The 16292-nt window shown below is 55.2% G+C and carries 13 protein-coding genes and 1 pseudogene; 7 read left to right on the plus strand and 7 right to left on the minus strand.

Annotated elements, in window-relative coordinates; translation table 11 throughout:
- Window positions 1-323: 323 nt before the first annotated feature.
- Window positions 324-464, plus strand: a complete 141-nt coding sequence (locus AB4Z52_RS12765) for a hypothetical protein (protein ID WP_442218289.1) — start codon at window positions 324-326, stop codon at window positions 462-464.
- Between the two features lie 57 nt (window positions 465-521).
- On the opposite strand, the gene AB4Z52_RS12770 is transcribed toward AB4Z52_RS12765, so the two are convergent.
- From AB4Z52_RS12770 to AB4Z52_RS12780, 3 genes are all read right to left on the minus strand, one after another.
- Complete coding sequence (locus tag AB4Z52_RS12770; RefSeq protein WP_442218290.1) at window positions 522-1829, minus strand: UDP-glucose dehydrogenase family protein; 1308 nt, start codon at window positions 1827-1829, stop codon at window positions 522-524.
- 256 nt (window positions 1830-2085) lie between these two features.
- Complete coding sequence (locus AB4Z52_RS12775) at window positions 2086-3021, minus strand: glycosyltransferase family 2 protein (protein WP_442218291.1); 936 nt, start codon at window positions 3019-3021, stop codon at window positions 2086-2088.
- A 193-nt stretch (window positions 3022-3214) separates the two neighbouring features.
- On the minus strand, window positions 3215-5476 hold the full coding sequence (locus AB4Z52_RS12780) for a polysaccharide biosynthesis tyrosine autokinase (protein WP_442218292.1): 2262 nt from the start codon (window positions 5474-5476) through the stop codon (window positions 3215-3217).
- A 746-nt stretch (window positions 5477-6222) separates the two neighbouring features.
- On the opposite strand from AB4Z52_RS12780, the pseudogene AB4Z52_RS12785 reads away from it, so the two are divergent.
- Window positions 6223-6465 (plus strand): annotated as a pseudogene (locus AB4Z52_RS12785) (transposase); the annotation flags it as partial.
- A 185-nt stretch (window positions 6466-6650) separates the two neighbouring features.
- On the opposite strand, the gene AB4Z52_RS12790 reads toward AB4Z52_RS12785, so the two are convergent.
- Window positions 6651-6791, minus strand: coding sequence for a hypothetical protein (locus tag AB4Z52_RS12790; protein ID WP_442218293.1), 141 nt, complete (start codon window positions 6789-6791; stop codon window positions 6651-6653).
- A 242-nt stretch (window positions 6792-7033) separates the two neighbouring features.
- Here AB4Z52_RS12790 and AB4Z52_RS12795 point away from each other — a divergent pair, with 242 nt between their 5' ends.
- On the plus strand, window positions 7034-7813 hold the full coding sequence (locus tag AB4Z52_RS12795) for a glycoside hydrolase family 16 protein (RefSeq protein ID WP_442218294.1): 780 nt from the start codon (window positions 7034-7036) through the stop codon (window positions 7811-7813).
- 734 nt (window positions 7814-8547) lie between these two features.
- On the opposite strand, the gene AB4Z52_RS12800 is transcribed toward AB4Z52_RS12795, so the two are convergent.
- On the minus strand, window positions 8548-8775 hold the full coding sequence (locus AB4Z52_RS12800; protein WP_442218295.1) for a hypothetical protein: 228 nt from the start codon (window positions 8773-8775) through the stop codon (window positions 8548-8550).
- 594 nt (window positions 8776-9369) lie between these two features.
- Here AB4Z52_RS12800 and AB4Z52_RS12805 point away from each other — a divergent pair.
- Window positions 9370-9609: a hypothetical protein gene (locus tag AB4Z52_RS12805; protein ID WP_442218296.1), complete on the plus strand. Its 240-nt coding sequence runs from the start codon at window positions 9370-9372 to the stop codon at window positions 9607-9609.
- Window positions 9610-9981: 372 nt separating this feature from the next.
- Here AB4Z52_RS12805 and AB4Z52_RS12810 read toward each other — a convergent pair whose 3' ends face one another.
- Both AB4Z52_RS12810 and AB4Z52_RS12815 read right to left on the minus strand, forming a co-directional pair.
- Window positions 9982-11118 carry a helix-turn-helix transcriptional regulator gene (locus AB4Z52_RS12810; protein ID WP_442218297.1) on the minus strand — a complete coding sequence of 379 codons (1137 nt, stop codon included), beginning with the start codon at window positions 11116-11118 and terminating at the stop codon, window positions 9982-9984.
- Between the two features lie 417 nt (window positions 11119-11535).
- Window positions 11536-12387, minus strand: coding sequence for a glycoside hydrolase family 16 protein (locus AB4Z52_RS12815; RefSeq protein WP_442218298.1), 852 nt, complete (start codon window positions 12385-12387; stop codon window positions 11536-11538).
- Window positions 12388-12531: 144 nt separating this feature from the next.
- Between AB4Z52_RS12815 and AB4Z52_RS12820 the strand changes: the two genes are divergently transcribed.
- The 3 genes from AB4Z52_RS12820 (at window position 12532) to AB4Z52_RS12830 (ending at window position 16176) form a co-directional block, all read left to right on the plus strand.
- Window positions 12532-13983 carry a hypothetical protein gene (locus AB4Z52_RS12820; protein ID WP_442218299.1) on the plus strand — a complete coding sequence of 484 codons (1452 nt, stop codon included), beginning with the start codon at window positions 12532-12534 and terminating at the stop codon, window positions 13981-13983.
- Window positions 13980-15275 carry a polysaccharide pyruvyl transferase family protein gene (locus AB4Z52_RS12825; RefSeq protein WP_442218300.1) on the plus strand — a complete coding sequence of 432 codons (1296 nt, stop codon included), beginning with the start codon at window positions 13980-13982 and terminating at the stop codon, window positions 15273-15275. The genes AB4Z52_RS12820 and AB4Z52_RS12825 overlap by 4 nt, the downstream gene beginning before the upstream one ends.
- 193 nt (window positions 15276-15468) lie before the next feature.
- On the plus strand, window positions 15469-16176 hold the full coding sequence (locus AB4Z52_RS12830; RefSeq protein ID WP_442218301.1) for a Crp/Fnr family transcriptional regulator: 708 nt from the start codon (window positions 15469-15471) through the stop codon (window positions 16174-16176).
- Window positions 16177-16292: the final 116 nt, after the last annotated feature.

The following is a 16292-nucleotide window of genomic DNA, read 5'->3' on the forward strand; positions in this document are numbered from 1 at the left end:
TTGTGGCCGAGCCCTCCCTCAAATCTGTGTCTTAGAATCTCGCGGACAAGCCGCATATTCAATCTCTCCGCTGGCATCGCGTTCCTTCCTCTCAGCGCACCGAAAGGAGGAGCTTCTCACCAGCAGGAAACCCCGACAAACACCCCAACCAGGGGGCGGCATCATCTCGGAACGAGGGGGCGGTTAATTCTCGGAATTGGGGGGCGGCATCATTTCGGAATCAGGGGGCGGCTTGCCTCGGAATTTGCAGTCGAAATCCTGGGTGAGAGTTTGGAGTATCCGTCGAGCCCAAACGCGCTAGTTTCAGAATGGGAGTACTTGCTATGACCAATCGGTTGAAATGGCTGCTTCTCGCGCTTCTGCTCTCAATCACTTTGTGGGGCGGGTTGATGACGGGCGGTGCGTTGGTCATGAGGAGTTTCAACGAGCAACTCGATCTGCACCCAACAGCCGGCGTTAAGTGAACGAACCGCCGCCCTGGCCGCTACGCGGCGACCAGAGCCGTGCGGCTCCAAACTGTTTTAGCTCTTTTTGCCAACTGAAAAATAGCTGAACCCGTGTCTGCTGACCTCTGCGGCGGGGTAAATGTTGCGCAGGTCAACGACAACCGGCTTATTCATGGTGAGCTTCAATCGCTTGAAGTCCAACGCTCGGAACTCGTCCCACTCGGTGACGATGACGATGGCGTCGGCATCAGCTGCGATATCGTAGGGGTCTTTGCCGTAGACCACCGGGCCGAGCATCCCTTTTGCCGCATCCATCCCCTCCGGGTCATAGGCGTGAACGCTTGCGCCGCCGTCGAGCAGAGCCTGGATGACAGTGATCGACGGAGCGTCGCGCATGTCGTCGGTATTGGGCTTGAAGGTTAGCCCGAGGATTGCCACCTTCTTACCCCGGACACTTCCGCCGCAGGCGGCAATGACCTTTCGCCCCATCGCTCGCTTGCGGTTGTCGTTGATCGCAACCGTCGTCTCGATCAAGCGAAGCGGACTGCCAAAGTCTTGGGCCGTCTTGACAAGCGCCAGGGTATCTTTCGGAAAGCACGAGCCGCCATAACCCGGGCCTGCGTGTAGGAACTTATCGCCAATGCGTTTGTCCATGCCAATGCCTTTGGCGACCTTTTGGACGTCCGCGCCAAGCTGCTCGCAAAGATCGGCGATTTCGTTGATGAAGCTGATCTTCATCGCCAGAAAGGCGTTTGCGGCGTATTTGATCAACTCAGATGTCCGGCGCTCGCAAAAGTAGAGTGGCGCCTCATTGAGATAGAGCGGGCGATAGACCTCGCGCATGGCCTCGATTGCACGGGGATCTTCCGTACCGATGACGATGCGGTCCGGCCGCTTGAAATCAGTGATTGCGGCACCCTCGCGCAGGAATTCCGGATTGGAGACGACGGCAATGTCCCTGTCGGGGAACTCCTCACGGAAGATGCGCTCGATCTCGTCGCCGGTACCAACGGGAACAGTCGACTTCGTGACCACGACCGTGAAGTCCCTGACGGCCTCTGCAATCTCGCGGGCAGCCGCGTAGACATAGCTCAGATCCGCGTGACCATCACCACGACGGGAGGGGGTGCCGACGGCTATGAAAACAACATCGGCGGCTGCAACCGAGGCAGCGAGATCCTTTGAAAAACCCAGTCTGCCAGCAGTGCGGTTCTGTCGGATGATTGCCTCAAGGCCAGGTTCGAAAATCGGCACCTTGCCCGCTTCAAGTGCGGCAATCTTTTCCTCAGACTTGTCGACGCAGGTCACGTCATGGCCAAAATCTGCCATGCACGCGCCAGAGACAAGACCGACATAGCCCGAACCTACCATCACGATGCGCATGAAGCTCGCTCTCTCCGAATTTTGAAACGTTAAGTATATTTAACCATTTGGATAGATGTTGCATCGCAGCAAATCAAGTCAAAACTAGCCGCTATGAATAGAAAATAGACATATTGCCGTTGAAACCCGTCCGTCGCATGATTTTCCCAAAGACAGGACATGACAACGCAAATGACGGCTCAAAAGAGAGCTCGCCACTGCCGCTATGCGCGTATGCGATACAGGGTTGCTCCGTGAGCTTACCTGCCGACGATAGTCAACGCCCGTGTATGACCGCGTACTCCGTATGGTGGTGACCGAACAAAGCGCCAACTTTGCCCAGAACCCTCGCCCCAAGCCGCGCACTTTCAAAGCGTTTGGCCGGGTGCCAGAAAAACAGGATAAACGTCATAGCTGCGACAAGTATCGTGCCACATATCCGAACTGTCTCAATTGCAAATCCGAAGCCGGGTGGGCGATGTTTTAGGTTCACAAGGGTATAGGTGTTGCCAATTCTATAGGCACGCTTGAGCATCCAACTGGCTGAGCAGCGTGAAATCGGCATGTCTTCCATAACCGTTGCGTCGCTGGCCCAGGCGAATTTCATTCCCTCCAGCTTAAAGCCGAGAAGCATATCGGTATCTTCTCCACCAAGAAGGCCAAAGCCGGGATCAAACCACGGGGTCGACCGGCTCCGAAAAATCGACGCCTTAAATAGGATGTTGCTGGTCGCCTCCACCCACTCAATCGGCCCTGTTAAAAATTTCGAGAAGTCCGGCAAGTTCGCCTCAGCTAAATGGGGCGGCACGGGCTTCTCGAAAATGCGCGAGACTGGTCCGCCGACAACGTCGGCACCGGTCCACTGCTGGACAAGCAATAGCTCTTCCAACCAGTCCTCACAGGGCCATTCGTCGTCATCAATCATCGCGATGAAGTGGACGTTGGGATTCTTTAGAGCCTCGGCAATAAGCGCATTTCGTGCCTGGGCAATCCCGCGCTCCTCCACCGCGATGGTAACAATCGGAATGTTGAAGCCCGATGCCATCATCTCTTCGCAGGTCGCGATACCTTCTCTCCTGTCGGAATCGTTATCAGCTACAATGACTTGAAAAGGTCTACCTGTTGCCAAGGCGGATATCGCCTTAAGACACCGGGCGAGACCAGCCGGGCGCTGGAACGTCGGTATACAGATGACGACATTGTAGTCTGACATGTCTGACCCTATTGGATGTCCGTTCTGGATGACGCGAAGAAATTTGCGTTGCTACTGGTAGAGACCCATCGACTTATGATGTCGCCCCTCGAGCATCAGAACCACCCAGCAGTTCTCATGCCGCAGATTTTCCTACCGATGGAGCTCTGACAGGGCAGTGGTTGCGATCGGCCTTAGAGCAACGCTCTTGCTATCAACCTTCATGATAATAGGTAGAATAGCGCGAGTGATAATATTCATCCGAGCCAAAATCGCGATACAACTTCATCTTCTTTGCATCGACCTTGTTAAGAATGACGCCTGCGCACTTGTCGTAGAGGCGCGCTTCGTTGGACAGCGTGCTGCGAACGACCTTGCGTGAGGTGCGCCCCCATTCGACAATCATAAGCACGGTATCGAGCAAGGGACTGATCGCGCGAGCGTCCACGACCGGGCCAAGCGGCGGCAAATCAAGCACGATATAGTCGAAGTTCGATTTCGCCTCGTCGAGCAGCCTGATCATGGCCGGCGAGACCAAGAGCTCAGGCGAGTGCGGGATTCGCCGCTTCACGACGGCTGGGAGAAAAGTGAGGCTTGTCTTTGGATCGACGAAGAGTGCCTCTTTCATTGGCCTTTGTCCTATCAGGACCTCCAAAAGGCCATCTTCGGCACCCAGCCCGATGCCGCGGGTGGCGCCGGGATTGCGAAGATCGGCGTCGATCAGCAGCGTTCGGGCGCCCTGCATCGCAAGCATTTCAGCGAAATTTATTGCAATCGTTGACTTCCCCTCGCCTGGCAAGGTGGACACAATGCCAACTATCTTGCTGCCTTTCTCGCTGCCCTGAAGATCGACGGCGATCTTTGCGCTCCGCATCGTTTCGGCAAAGGCAGAATGCGGGTGGTTGACGACGTATCGAAGAAGATCGCTGTTTGGCTTGACGACACGAAGATCGCCGGTCTGCGCCACCTCATTGATAGGCTTTATCTTTTCGACGAGAGGAGCCGAACCAAGATATTCCAGATCAAGATTTTGCCTTACCTGCTCGCCGGTGCGGAAGAACCGATCGCGGAATTCCCGAAACGCACCAAGACCACCACCGAGAACAATTCCAAGAAAGGTAGCAATCGCGACGACAAGCGGCTTCTTCGGCTTGCTCGGTTTGGTCGGCGGGGTAGCCTTCGTGATTATCCTTGCTTCAGTGATTGGAAACGACTGCTGCTGCGAAGCCTCTTGGAAACGAGCCAAAAAAGTCTGCAAGAGATTCTTGTAGCTATCTGCGGCACGTTCGAGTTCGCGCAATTGAACTTGTGTTTCTCCCGCAACGGCCGATACGCCGCTTGCTTGCGAAACATTCAGTCGCAATGCGTCCTCCTTTGCCTTCGACACCTGGAGTTCGCTATTGTAGCTTTCGGCGATGCGCCCGAGTTCTTCGAACATCTGCCGTTCATATTCTGCCATCTCCGCACGCAGGCGGACCGCTTGAATGTGATCGGGTCCGAGACGATTGGAAATTTCCGTTTCGGTCTTGGAAGCCGCCAAGTACTTCTGCCGCAAATCGTTCGACACGGAGCTGCCAAGGACATCGGTGACGATGGCGTCGGTCCTTTTTGCGTCGATAATGGCCTTGATGCGATCGTACTTTGCCCGCGCCTGCGCCGTCTCAGATTGCACGACGATCAATGCACTATTCAGCTCGGAGAGTTGCTGATCGCTGATAAGGCTGCCGTCCTTTGCCGGCATCAGATTGTGAGACGTCTTGAATTTCTGAACTTCAAGGTCCGACTCCGATGCCTTCTGCTTGAGCTCGTCTATTCGCTCCTGAAGCCAGTCGCTTGCGCGTCGGGTCGCCTCATACCGGGAGTTTAGCTTGTCGACGATGTAGGCATCGGCGTAACCGTCGGCGATCTTGGCTGCAAGGTCGGCGCTTTTAGATGTAAAACTGATGTTCATGACATAGGATCGGCCGACGCGCTCCACCTCCAGACTGTCCAGCAGCACTTCCTTGGCGATAGTTTCGGCGTCCTCCTGTTCGGAGGCCATCCCAAACCAAGCCTTGATATTCAGCAACGACCTGACATAGCCAAGCAGGGAGTTTTCCGATGCCATGAAATCGGCGTTGTTGGTCAGATCTAGTTTCTTGATGACATCGAGCGCAATCGTATCGGACTTGACAATTTCGAGCTGGCTGAGAACCGTTGACTCATCATCGACGGTCACCCCCCCGGTGTCGGAGAGCTGGGTAACAATGCCGCTATTGCCACGCTCGATCAGCACACTGGTTTCCGCGGTAAACTTTGGCGACGCAGTCAGTGCGTATGCGACGCCAATAATCATGAAAATCACAGCAAACCCGGCGACAAGCCGCCACTGACGACGCGCAATGGCGATCAGCCGATCAAAATCTATCGCTTCTATCGGACTGCTACTTTCCCACATGTTGTCGCTGCGAGAGGGGATCTTATCTGGAGACAGCATTCGGGACTCACGTTTTGAAGGGTTGACTATGCCGAGATGAGCATGCAGGCCGAACTTCTCAAAGAGGCTCTCGGAAAAAAATGACGCGACCTTCTTTACGCCGGGAGCCTTACGGCAAATGCAAGCATTTGCCTGTCGGCCAAGGGATGGTCGCGAAAGGTGAGAAATCCTTTCTTCCCTTTCTCCGTCGGATGCGATGCAATCGGATTTCGGCCTGCCCGTTTCGTAGGTTCCAGACGTACCTGTCCTGGCGCTATGTCGAACAACCGTTCCGTACAGTCCGAAGTCGCATCGCATCAAAACGCTAAGATCGAAGGCGGAGGGCATCGATACCCGACTGATTGCCGCATGGCCGCGCGACACCCGTATAGCCCGACGCCGCTTCGAACTTCTGTCGCGCGCCTACGTCGAGGCGCGCTATTCCTCGAAGTACAAAATCGCGATCGACGAGCTCGAATGGCTGACCGAACGGGTGGCGACCCTGCAACAACTTGTTATGCAAATCTGCCAGGAGCAGATGGAAAAAAGTGGCCAGTGACTTATCGCTTGTCGCCGAACCGGAATTGGAAAGGTCCATTCTTAATGGAACAGTTCCTGATGGATATTTCTGCGTGAGTTTCTCACATCCCGTGAGAAGGCAGCAGACAAACCTGAACTCTTGGGCAGCATCGAGCGGGTCAACGGGCATCTTGGCCTGGACTATTTCGCTATGGCATTTTTGCCCCTTGTGAGACCTGCGCGGATGACATGTCACACCGAAGCTCGACGTGCCCGACAACATCACCCTGCTGTTCCTGCCGCCACGCTCGCCCGAAATAAACCTCGCCGAAAACGTTTCGCAATTTGCGCGCTACAGCTGGTTGTGAAACCGGATCTTCAAAGATTACGAGGACATCGTCGCCCATTGCTGCGACGCATTGAATAAGCTGGTCGCACAGCCGTGGACGATCATGTCGATTGGAATGCGCGACTGGGCACACCGGTTTTGAGTAGCCCTCGTTGGTATCAGATGCATCTGACCGTATGGGTAGCGTCTTAGGGTTGCATTCAAGGGGAAGCGACTAAGTAGCGCGGCTTTCGGAACGTGCCGCATATATGGCGCGCGCAACCACGTGCGCGTTCGCAGGCCTACGTTGCGGGCAATATCCGCTGTCGTTTTGGGCTACTTCGGTATTTAACGCGTGCTTGCGGTTTCTTGCCGATCGATCCCGCTGTCGAAGCGCTCGACGACCCATCGTCCGCTCCCGACGATGCCGCCCCACAGCATGACGGAAACTGCGACCGCTGCAAGCAGTGACTTTAATCTATAGCTCAACGACGCATCTCCCTCCACGGCTCACCTTTTGATCGTGATGCCGTCACCCCAAATGCTATTCCCCTCTTGCTACCAATTCCTTTATCACGGTTGGGCGAATAGGCAGAAGGTTAATATAGAGTTAACCCGTATTGACTTGACTGGCTCTCTTCGGATTAGTCCGCTGCGGCCATCGCCGGGAGTATCCTCTATTACCTACTGGCAGTAGTCTTTGCTCAACCCATTTCTGAGGAACTGGAATTTTGCGCGGTCTGACCCAGGTGATTCTGCTTACTGTTTTGTGTTTTCTTGCGTGCAACGAGGCATGGGCTTCAGGATTTGAACTGGTATGGCGTGATGATTTCGACGGTCCTTCCATGAGCAGGTTGGACGGGACGAAGTGGATTTATGATGTTGGATACGGCAACAGCCTTTGGGGCAACAACGAGTATCAAACTTATACGGATCAAATTGACAACGTTAGGCAGGATGGCCAGGGGCACCTCATCATCACGGCCCGCAGGCAGCCTGATGGACGCTTCACCTCCGGGCGCATCAAGACCAAAGGCCGGTTTGCTCTAAAGTTCGGGAAGTTCGAGGCCCGCATAAAGGTTCCTCGCGGCCCCGGCCTTCTTCCGGCCTTTTGGCTCATGGGAAATGTCGGCCAGTGGCCGGACAACGGCGAGATTGACGTTATGGAAAATGTCGGTCAGTCCCCGAGCACCGTGTTTAGTAATCTCCATGCCCCCGGCTACGCGGCCAGCGGTGATCAGACAGTCTCTGGCAATCTTTCGGATGATTTCCACGTCTACGCGATTGAATGGACACCAGGTCGGGTGTCCTGGCTGTTGGACGATGTCGTTTACAAGACCGTCACCAAGGACGACATCCCTGCCGGAAGAAAATGGATCTTCGACGATCAGCCATTTTACATGCTGTTAAATGTAGCGGTTGGCGGCGACTGGCCCGGCCCCCCGGTTAACGATGCCTTGCCTCAGAACATGGTTGTGGATTGGGTGAAGGTCTCGGCTTATGAGCCCTAGATAAAGAGGATGAACGTCCGGCTCGATCTGGCCAATGCTGACGCACATATCGAGATCGGCCCCGACGAGGGGAAAGCGCGCTTAGGCAGGGTCTTGACCCATTTTGGCACATCTGCAATGTTGCTAAAATGGCAACGAAAACATCGCCAATACCGCCGCCCGTTCACCCAAACAAAATCGCCGTCTTCATTATGGCGGAGATCGGGGTTGCGTGCGTTTACACAATAGGCCTGATGAGTTTGCTCATTTGTCTCCCAGCGCTGACGTGGCGTGCCTTATGCCGGAAATTACAGCGCGGCTGATCGAAACCCAATATTGTCCTCCTGAGACCAGACCAAAGTGGCCGGCCCGTGCGGCCATAACCGTTCAGAGTTTGCTGGATGTTCTGCTGCTCTGCCGTCCTCAGGGAGCAGGAAGCTGCGATGCGATAAACGCCCCATAGGAGTGGAACTATTGATCCGTCAGATGGATGCCGTCGGGCAAGAAGAGCTCTTTGCTGTAGCCGGGCGCAAACCGGTCGTATTCGATCGTTTCGACGGCGGGATACCTATATCTATATGAAAGGCCGATACCATTGGAGGATTTTCACCAGGCGATCGCCAGCTCAGCAAACTTCGGAACAATCGATACCTAGCTTTACCCAAGGATTGGGCAACACGGCTCTTCCGCTCTGTCGGCAGACTTGTGACTTCAAAGCCCTATTCGCCGGGCCCTGAACTTCCTCCACCATCCGTTCAATTTACCTTGGAAAGCACTGGATGAAGGACCAGTTCTCGGAAGAATTCGGCGCGCGCGACTGCTTCCGTGTCGACAAGATCGCCAATCGACATCAGGATCTCGTGCCTTTTCCAGCCGATAGCTACATAGCGCTCGACCAGCGCGGTAACTTCGCTTGCAACGGCACTTTTGCATTCCACCAAACGGTCGTGGTCATCGGTATCAAGCTTAGGACAGCTGAACATCGCAATACTCCAGATGGACGAAGGCATAGAGTATTCACTACATTCCCGCTTCACCTAACGCAATTACTGCATCGCAATATCAACAAATATATTGGAAGATAATCGTTTAAGCTGCTGATATTTCCACCGTTATTTTAGACATGTTTAGTATCTATAATCCTTTGAGTTGTTTGCCTGTTATTATCAATCAATAGTTTGCTGCGCTGCACATATGTTCTTGCTGAATACCGACGGCGATAAGTTGGTCCAGTCTTGTCTTGAAAAATTCGCGGTCTCCGGCGACGGCATATCGCCGCAACTCTATGCGATGTAACCGCTCAATACGAGCGAGGCCTCTGTGCCCTTTTTTCGTTGCCGGCATGCGCCATCATCGCGATGATTGGTTCGGATTCGGACCGAGGACCAATCTGAACGGCTCAACACCTGATGCGAGTTTAGCGTCCCAACCCTTTCGCCATGGTCCCAGACGAGACCTTATGCGACGTTCTGAGCACGAATGGTGAACATCCTTGGCTCACTCGCACGTGCCCAGCGTTGGCGCTGGCACGTCACGTCTCTCGATCAGCTTTTCGACTTGGTCCAGGAGATCGCAAGTTGACGTTCGCGCATGGTCTCCCACTAGGCGCTGAGCACGGGAAGCGGCGACGGCGCAACGGCTGGTATTGCGTTCTTTCAGAGCTGTTGGTATCGCTCGAGCACTTCCGGCATGCCCAGCCGCCCAGTGATCCACTCCTCGATCAACGTCTTCACCATCGGATCCTCGTCGATGGCAACCCCTACCGATCGTATTCTGGCGAAGACGGTTTCGGCAGCGGCACGGCGTTGATCGGGTGATGAAGGGTCGCGCCTAGGTCCTGACCCATGCGCTACGCCGCGCTATGAGCAGCCAAAACTGAGACCCGATCATGGGACTTCCGGCCGAGCGGTTTCGGTTGGGTTCCAGTCCGGATATGACCACTAGAAAGCCACCGCGATCCCGGCGGCGAGCATCGCCGGTCGCGGTGGTGTGACCCCCAAGAACAGGTCGTTCGAAGTTTATTGCAGTGCGAAAGACGGTCATCCACCATTTGATGGATGAGTTTCAATTCTTTGCCCAGAGATGGACAGAAATTCGATGAACATCCCGGGCCAACTCTCAGCGCAAATCAACAGAGAAGGTGGAAACCGTCAGCGAACCGCGTTCGAGCCCAAAATGCGTCCTCCTTGCTACCGAGGCGGGGTGATATCGGAGACCCGCGGCAGGGTGTTTAAGAGTTGGACGAGCTCGCCCTGGCGGTTGGTTTGGGTTTTTTGAAAAACGGCATTCAACTGGCTCCTAACAGTGGCCTTGGCGACGCCAAGTTCCGCGGCTGCATCTGTCAAGCTCATACCGCCGCCAAGCCGGATGGCCAGACGGGCTTCGGCCGGCGTCAAGCCGAAGAGATCACGAAGAAGGTCGGCTGACGCGCGCGTGCTCCTGGCCGTATCGCTCAGCAGCACAAGGACGGTCGGGTGGCGGTCGAGGCTCCAGCGCCGTGATCGGCCCAGAGGGACGCAAAGGACAGTTAGTGATTTGGCCTCATGTTCGCGGTGAACGGTCAGGGCCCCGCCCTGTCTTTGGCTCACCTTGTCTATGCCAGATGCTTGGGCGAGCAATTTTTGGAGTTTCTTGGTCTGGTCGGCGCGAGCGCATCGCAACCGTCCTTGGCTGATCGAGATGCCTGAATTAATGGATGCCAATAATCTTTCCGCCGAGGCGTTAAGATTTGTGACCGCGCCATCGGCCGTTGCGAAAATCACGCCGTCATGAAGCTTGTCTATAGCCTCCAGGGTGAGGTCCGGGCATAACTCGGATCGATCCAGCTCGACCCGAATCTGCGCAGTGCGCCGAAGATGTGGCGACAATCTCCGTAAGAAATCGAGCGCCGGCGCATCGAATTCTCCACGAGCCCGCGAGCGAGCGAACACAGCGAAGGCGGTGCGATCGGTGCGTTTGAGCAAGGGAAACACCACGCAATCCCCGGTGTCGTGTAGCGTCGCCCATTCATTCGCAAAGACGTCGTGCCGCCGCTGGTCGGGAGCCATCACCCGTCGGTCATGGATCACACCACCTTCCGCAGCTTTGAGGGCCAGGCTCCATACATAACTCTTGCTGGCGTAGTAGGACGCGAAGCTTGTGATCGCCTCCTGATCATAGCCTGTGACAGAGAGGAAACCAGGCCGGCCCGCTGCATCGATCCCTAGCATGCCGCCGCGGCCGCCCACGGCTTGGTCGATGGCAGCCATCGCCGCGTGCCATAGATCGGCATCGAGCACAGCGGAGTAGATCTTGTCGATTACCTGGCTAAAAGCTTCAAGCGACATCAGCACCTCTTCATGCGCCCGTACCCAAAAAACTCATACGCTCAGGCATTTTCGAGCATTTTGGCCAATCATGAGCATCGCATTCAGTGTCCAGGCATCGTGCAGGAGATATGAACCGACGACAATAGCAGATTCCGTTCATCAGCCTGTGAATCGGCGGCAAACACTGACCCCCGGTTGATTCGGCATTAAGCGCCTGATAATGCTGATCGATTGATAGCGCCGGTGGGGTCATCATCGGCGCCGGTTGGCCCCACCGATTTTCCGAATTGTTGTGAAAACGCAGCGCCTTTCCCTCCTCGAGCGAGGGGTCAGTGTTCACCGCGGATTCACAAACCTTTACCACCGCCTCGGCCGAATAGCTCGATGACTGCCGAAGCAGTCGTCGAGCGCAAGCCGGCAGAAGTGTTCTGCGCTTTAATTGAGAGCATAGGCGCGGACGTAATCGACCGACATAAAGGATGGATCAGGGGCAACCATCTTGGTTACGCCGTCCACCATGCCCAGATTCAGCAATATATAGAGGGGCTGGCGATATTCTGGCTGTGTCTTGGTCTTCCAGGCTAACTTCCCGTCAAAGTACATCCGGACATATTCGGAATCCACCTTCACGCCATAGGTATGATATGCGGTGGGGTCGGCGGTTTCGAATACGTTGACGCGCGAAAAATCCGAATAGTGGCTGCCGTCCTTGTGCCAGACATGGACTGTCGACGAGTAGCCATTCGGCTTGTCGCCATAGTATTCCATCGCATCGATTTCCGCCGTCGACTTGGAGCGGTCTTTGCCGATCAGCCAGAATGCCGGCCAAAGCCCTGGGCCCGACGGCAGGCTCGCCCGCATCTCAAAATATCCGTACTGCTGGGAGAAGCCATTCCCGTCTCGATCGACGGACGCCAAAAGCCCCGAGCGCCATGTGCCGTCGGACGATTTCGACGCTTCAATTCTCAGGATCCCGTCTTTGACAGTAAACGGAAACTTGTCGGTCGGATCGGCAAATTGCGCGCCACCGAAATCACCGGCCCAGGGCGTGTGTGCGATCCAGCGGGTATTGGGACCCCATGCCGAAACGTTGATCTCGTTGAACTGGTCTTCGAAGGAGACCTTCATTCGGCCGATATCGAGCTTGTCGCCAGTATCGCCCGAGACATAGCCATCGGCGTAGGTCGGCAGCGCCAGCATAAGGCACGCAGCCGCGGCGACGGCGCCCAGTAGGCGCCGGCGGAACAAGGACAAATCGGCGGATGTCGTCTTTGGTGAGTTCATCATGGCGCGACGCTAACTGCAGGTTCCGTCACGGTATAGAACCCATTTTGGCGCATGCGGTACCGCAAAGGGCTTAAAGGCAGGCGTAAATACAACACCACTAGCGCGTGTTAGCCTGAAAACAGTCAAAACCGGGCGGAATTCCGCATGACCTTCCAATTTCTGGGTTTCCTCACCGTTATCATCGGGGTGGCGAGTTTAGCCGCGCCTGTCGGCTGGGTTTTTACCATTTTGATCATCTCAACCGTGTTCGGTTCGGCTGCCGCGTTCAATCTGCCGGCGCTCGGCGGCGCCTCTGTGCTCGTCCCCAGCCTTTTCCTGCTATTCTTCGGGATGAGGGTCTTCCTTGCCTTCGGCGAACAACAGCTCTTTGCTGCATTCGTCTTCCCCCGCGCAGGCTTCATACTGCTGGTCCTGACGACATTCGGCGTGGTGTCGGCGCTATTCTTCCCACGGCTGTTTGAGGGCTTCACTGAGACCATGATCGTGGAACGATCGATCGGCGCTCGCAGCTTGATCTCTCTCCAGCCCTTGCATTCCACGTCGAACAACATCACGCAATCGGTCTACGCTGTCGGCGGCCTTGTCTGCTTCGCCTTCACCTTCGCCTTTTTCCGACGAGCGGCCCAGCCTTCGATCTTTGTCAGCGCGATCATTATCGTCAGCATCGTCAATCTTTCTTTCGCCGCGCTCGATATCGTCACCTATTTCTCGCATACGGAATACCTGTTGGACTTCCTGCACACGGCCAATTACGCGCTCTTGACCGGTTCGGAAAAAGGTGGGTTGAAACGCATTTCCGGTTCGTTCCCGGAAGCCTCGGCCTTTGCCGACTTCACGCTCGTCCTGTTTGCGATCACCGCAAGCCTATGGCTGGACCGCGTTCGCTCGCGCATGACCGGAGTGTTGTCCGTGCTTTCCCTTCTCGCCCTGGTGCTTTCCACCTCGGCCACCGCGCTGCTGGGTCTTGGGGCGGTTCTTCCTGTCCTGGTCGCCCGTTCGCTGGCGGCATCGCACCGGGAGCCCGGAGGAGGGCGACCGGTATTCATAGTGGCGATGATCATCGCGGTCCCGATGATTGCGCTGTTCGTGCCGATCTTCATGCCCGATGTGGCAAACAATCTTGTCGAATTCTTCAATGAGATGGTGTTGTCCAAGGCAGACAGTGACTCTGGCCGCGAGCGTTTCATGTGGAATGCCATGGCCTATCAAACGTTCCTGGACACTTCAGGTCTGGGAGCCGGTCTTGGAAGTGCACGCGCGTCGAGTTTTGCGCTGGTGCTTCTATCGAATCTCGGCGTTGAGGGCGCCCTGATTTTCCTGGTCTTCGTGCTTGTGCTTCTTGCAGCCAACACGAAGTCCAGATTGTGGGTATCGACAGAGGCGTCTGCCGTCGCACGCGCCTGCAAGGTTGGTTTCCTGGCCGCTTTGACCACGGCCATGACATCGGGCACCGTCTACGATCTCGGGCAGATGTTCTACATTCTGGCCGGCACGATCGCCGCCCTGACGTCGCCGCTACCTGTACTGGCTGAAAGCCTTTCCCTGGAACGGCGACGATATTTGCAACAGCTTGCTATGCTGGGAGGCTGGCGGTGAAAATTCTCATTTTTAATGTGAAATACAGCGAAAATCTGGGTGATGGGCTACTTGCCATATGTCTTGAAAAATACCTCGGCAAGGGCGATGCCGGCGTCGAGATCGAGACGATCGATCTTGCCGGCCGGGAGGCCTTCGGCACGAGCCGAAACAGGCGGCAATCCGCAATCAGGATTCTTCACCAGCTGCCGCCTTTTGCCAGGCGAATGGCGGTGGAATATGTCCTTGGTCGATCGCTTCGCAAGTTGCGGCGGAAATGGGAGACGAAAATTGCAGCGGTTGATGCCGTCGTCATCGGTGGCGGAAACCTTTTTCAGGACGACGATCTGAATTTCCCGCTCAAAGTCGGAGCACTGCTCGATTGCGTCCGGCAGGCCGGGCGTCCTTTGGCGATCTATGCCGTCGGTGTCAGTGGACAATGGTCCGCGCAGGCCAAGGCGCTGTTCGAACGTCTCTACAAGACCGAGATCGTCCATCTCTCCGTCCGCGACAATTTTGCAAGCGACAACTGGTCGAAACATTTTCCCGATGGTCCCCAAGCCGAAATCTTTCCCGACCCGGGCTTGCTCGTCAGACATATGGTCGATCCGAGCGGCGTGCACTTAGAGACGAACGGCAAGCATGTTGCAGGAATTTGCGTGACCGAGCCGATTATTCTGGAACGTCACGCCAGCCAATCGGTGTCCGCAATTCCCTTCAGGGATGTCAACGACTACCGGGACCTCATCAAACTGCTTATCGCCGGCGGTCATAGGGTCTGCGTGTTTTGCAACGGAGCCGCGGAGGACCAGGCCTTTGCGAACCAGATCATCGGTGAGACCACGATGGCAAAGCACGTGGCCTCTGGGCGGGTCGAACTTGCCGAACGTCCACGTACGCCGGAGGAACTGATCAATATCCTGACCTCGACCAACGTCATTCTCGCCCACCGTCTCCACGCCTGCATTGCGGCATATTCGCTAGCCATCCCACATGTCGGATTGGGTTGGGACAAGAAGGTCCAGGGGTTTTTCCAATCCGTCGGACGAGAGGAGTATTTCATAAACGGAGCGGATGCCTCGGTTCGCAATGTCTGGCTGCGGCTCCTTGCCGCAGAGCGCGAAGGGATAGACGCCCTGAAGCATGCTGCTGTGCTGGAATTCGCACAAACTGGCCTTTCGCACCTGCGGCAAGCGTTGGAGTGCAGAATTAAGAATAATTTCCCAACAAGTTCCAAAATATACCGAGAAGGTATTACCGCATCCCTGGATGTAGCTAATCACAAGTCATTGCTCTCGAGGAATTGGATATAAGCATATCTTGTGTTTCAGAACCTGCGTCTTAGCCAAAAGAATTGTAAAATAGTTTTGACGTTTATCCACATACGCAACATAGATTAAGAGCCAAGCCGAAAGTTGCGTGTTATATACTTCCCCTACGTAACGTGACATAGCTGTGGAAACACAAGGGCGGCCTCTCCTTAGGTCACTCGCTATTGGGGGAACGATGGTGAGTTTGATTTTATCTGCACACAAGCGATCAAAGCATATCGAGTCCAAACAGTATAAAACGGAGATGACGGGCGGTATTTATCGCCACTATTCTGCCGGAGATGCCATATTCGAAACAGACAGCGATACATCGCGGATGCTTTTTCTTGTCGGCGGCTGGGCAGTCTGCAGTAAAATGCTGCCCAATGGCACGCGTATTGTTGTCGACTTCGCGTTAAGGGGCGACATGCTTTTCCGCACATCGACGGAAATGGCGCAGGAGTCGGTCCAGGCGCTTTCGGATGTCACCGTTTATGAACTGCCGGATTTCAGCTTCAGCGACGTCGGCAGGACTTCGCCGAAGCTCTACGGCATAATCCTGAAAGAGCTGATGCGGCGCCAAGCGCGCATGGGCGAACGACTGGCCAATATCGGCCGCCGCGATGCGTTGGAGCGCACCGGCCACCTTCTCCTTGAGCTCGCAACGCGCGTCGGTGCGCCGAATTCCCGTCCCGATTTCGATGGTTTCGAATGCCCTCTGACCCAATCCGACATGGGAGACGCGGTCGGACTCTCGACCGTGCATATCAACCGCGTCTTAAAAGACATGCGCCTTAATGGTTTGCTTTCGTTTCGAAATGGGATTGTCGAATTTTTCGATCGCCGCAAGCTGGTCGCTATCGTCGATTTTGATCCAAGTTATTTCACGCAACAGTCGCTATAGCTCTGTATAATCGTTACAATTTTATTGTTTATCGATCAATTTATATTGCAATATCAAGCAACACGTCACCAAAGTTTTATATAGCGCTCTATATTTCAATTATTTCGAGATATTTA

Origin of the sequence: Rhizobium sp. 2YAF20 (assembly GCF_052114685.1) — a bacterium.
GTDB lineage: Bacteria > Pseudomonadota > Alphaproteobacteria > Rhizobiales > Rhizobiaceae > Rhizobium.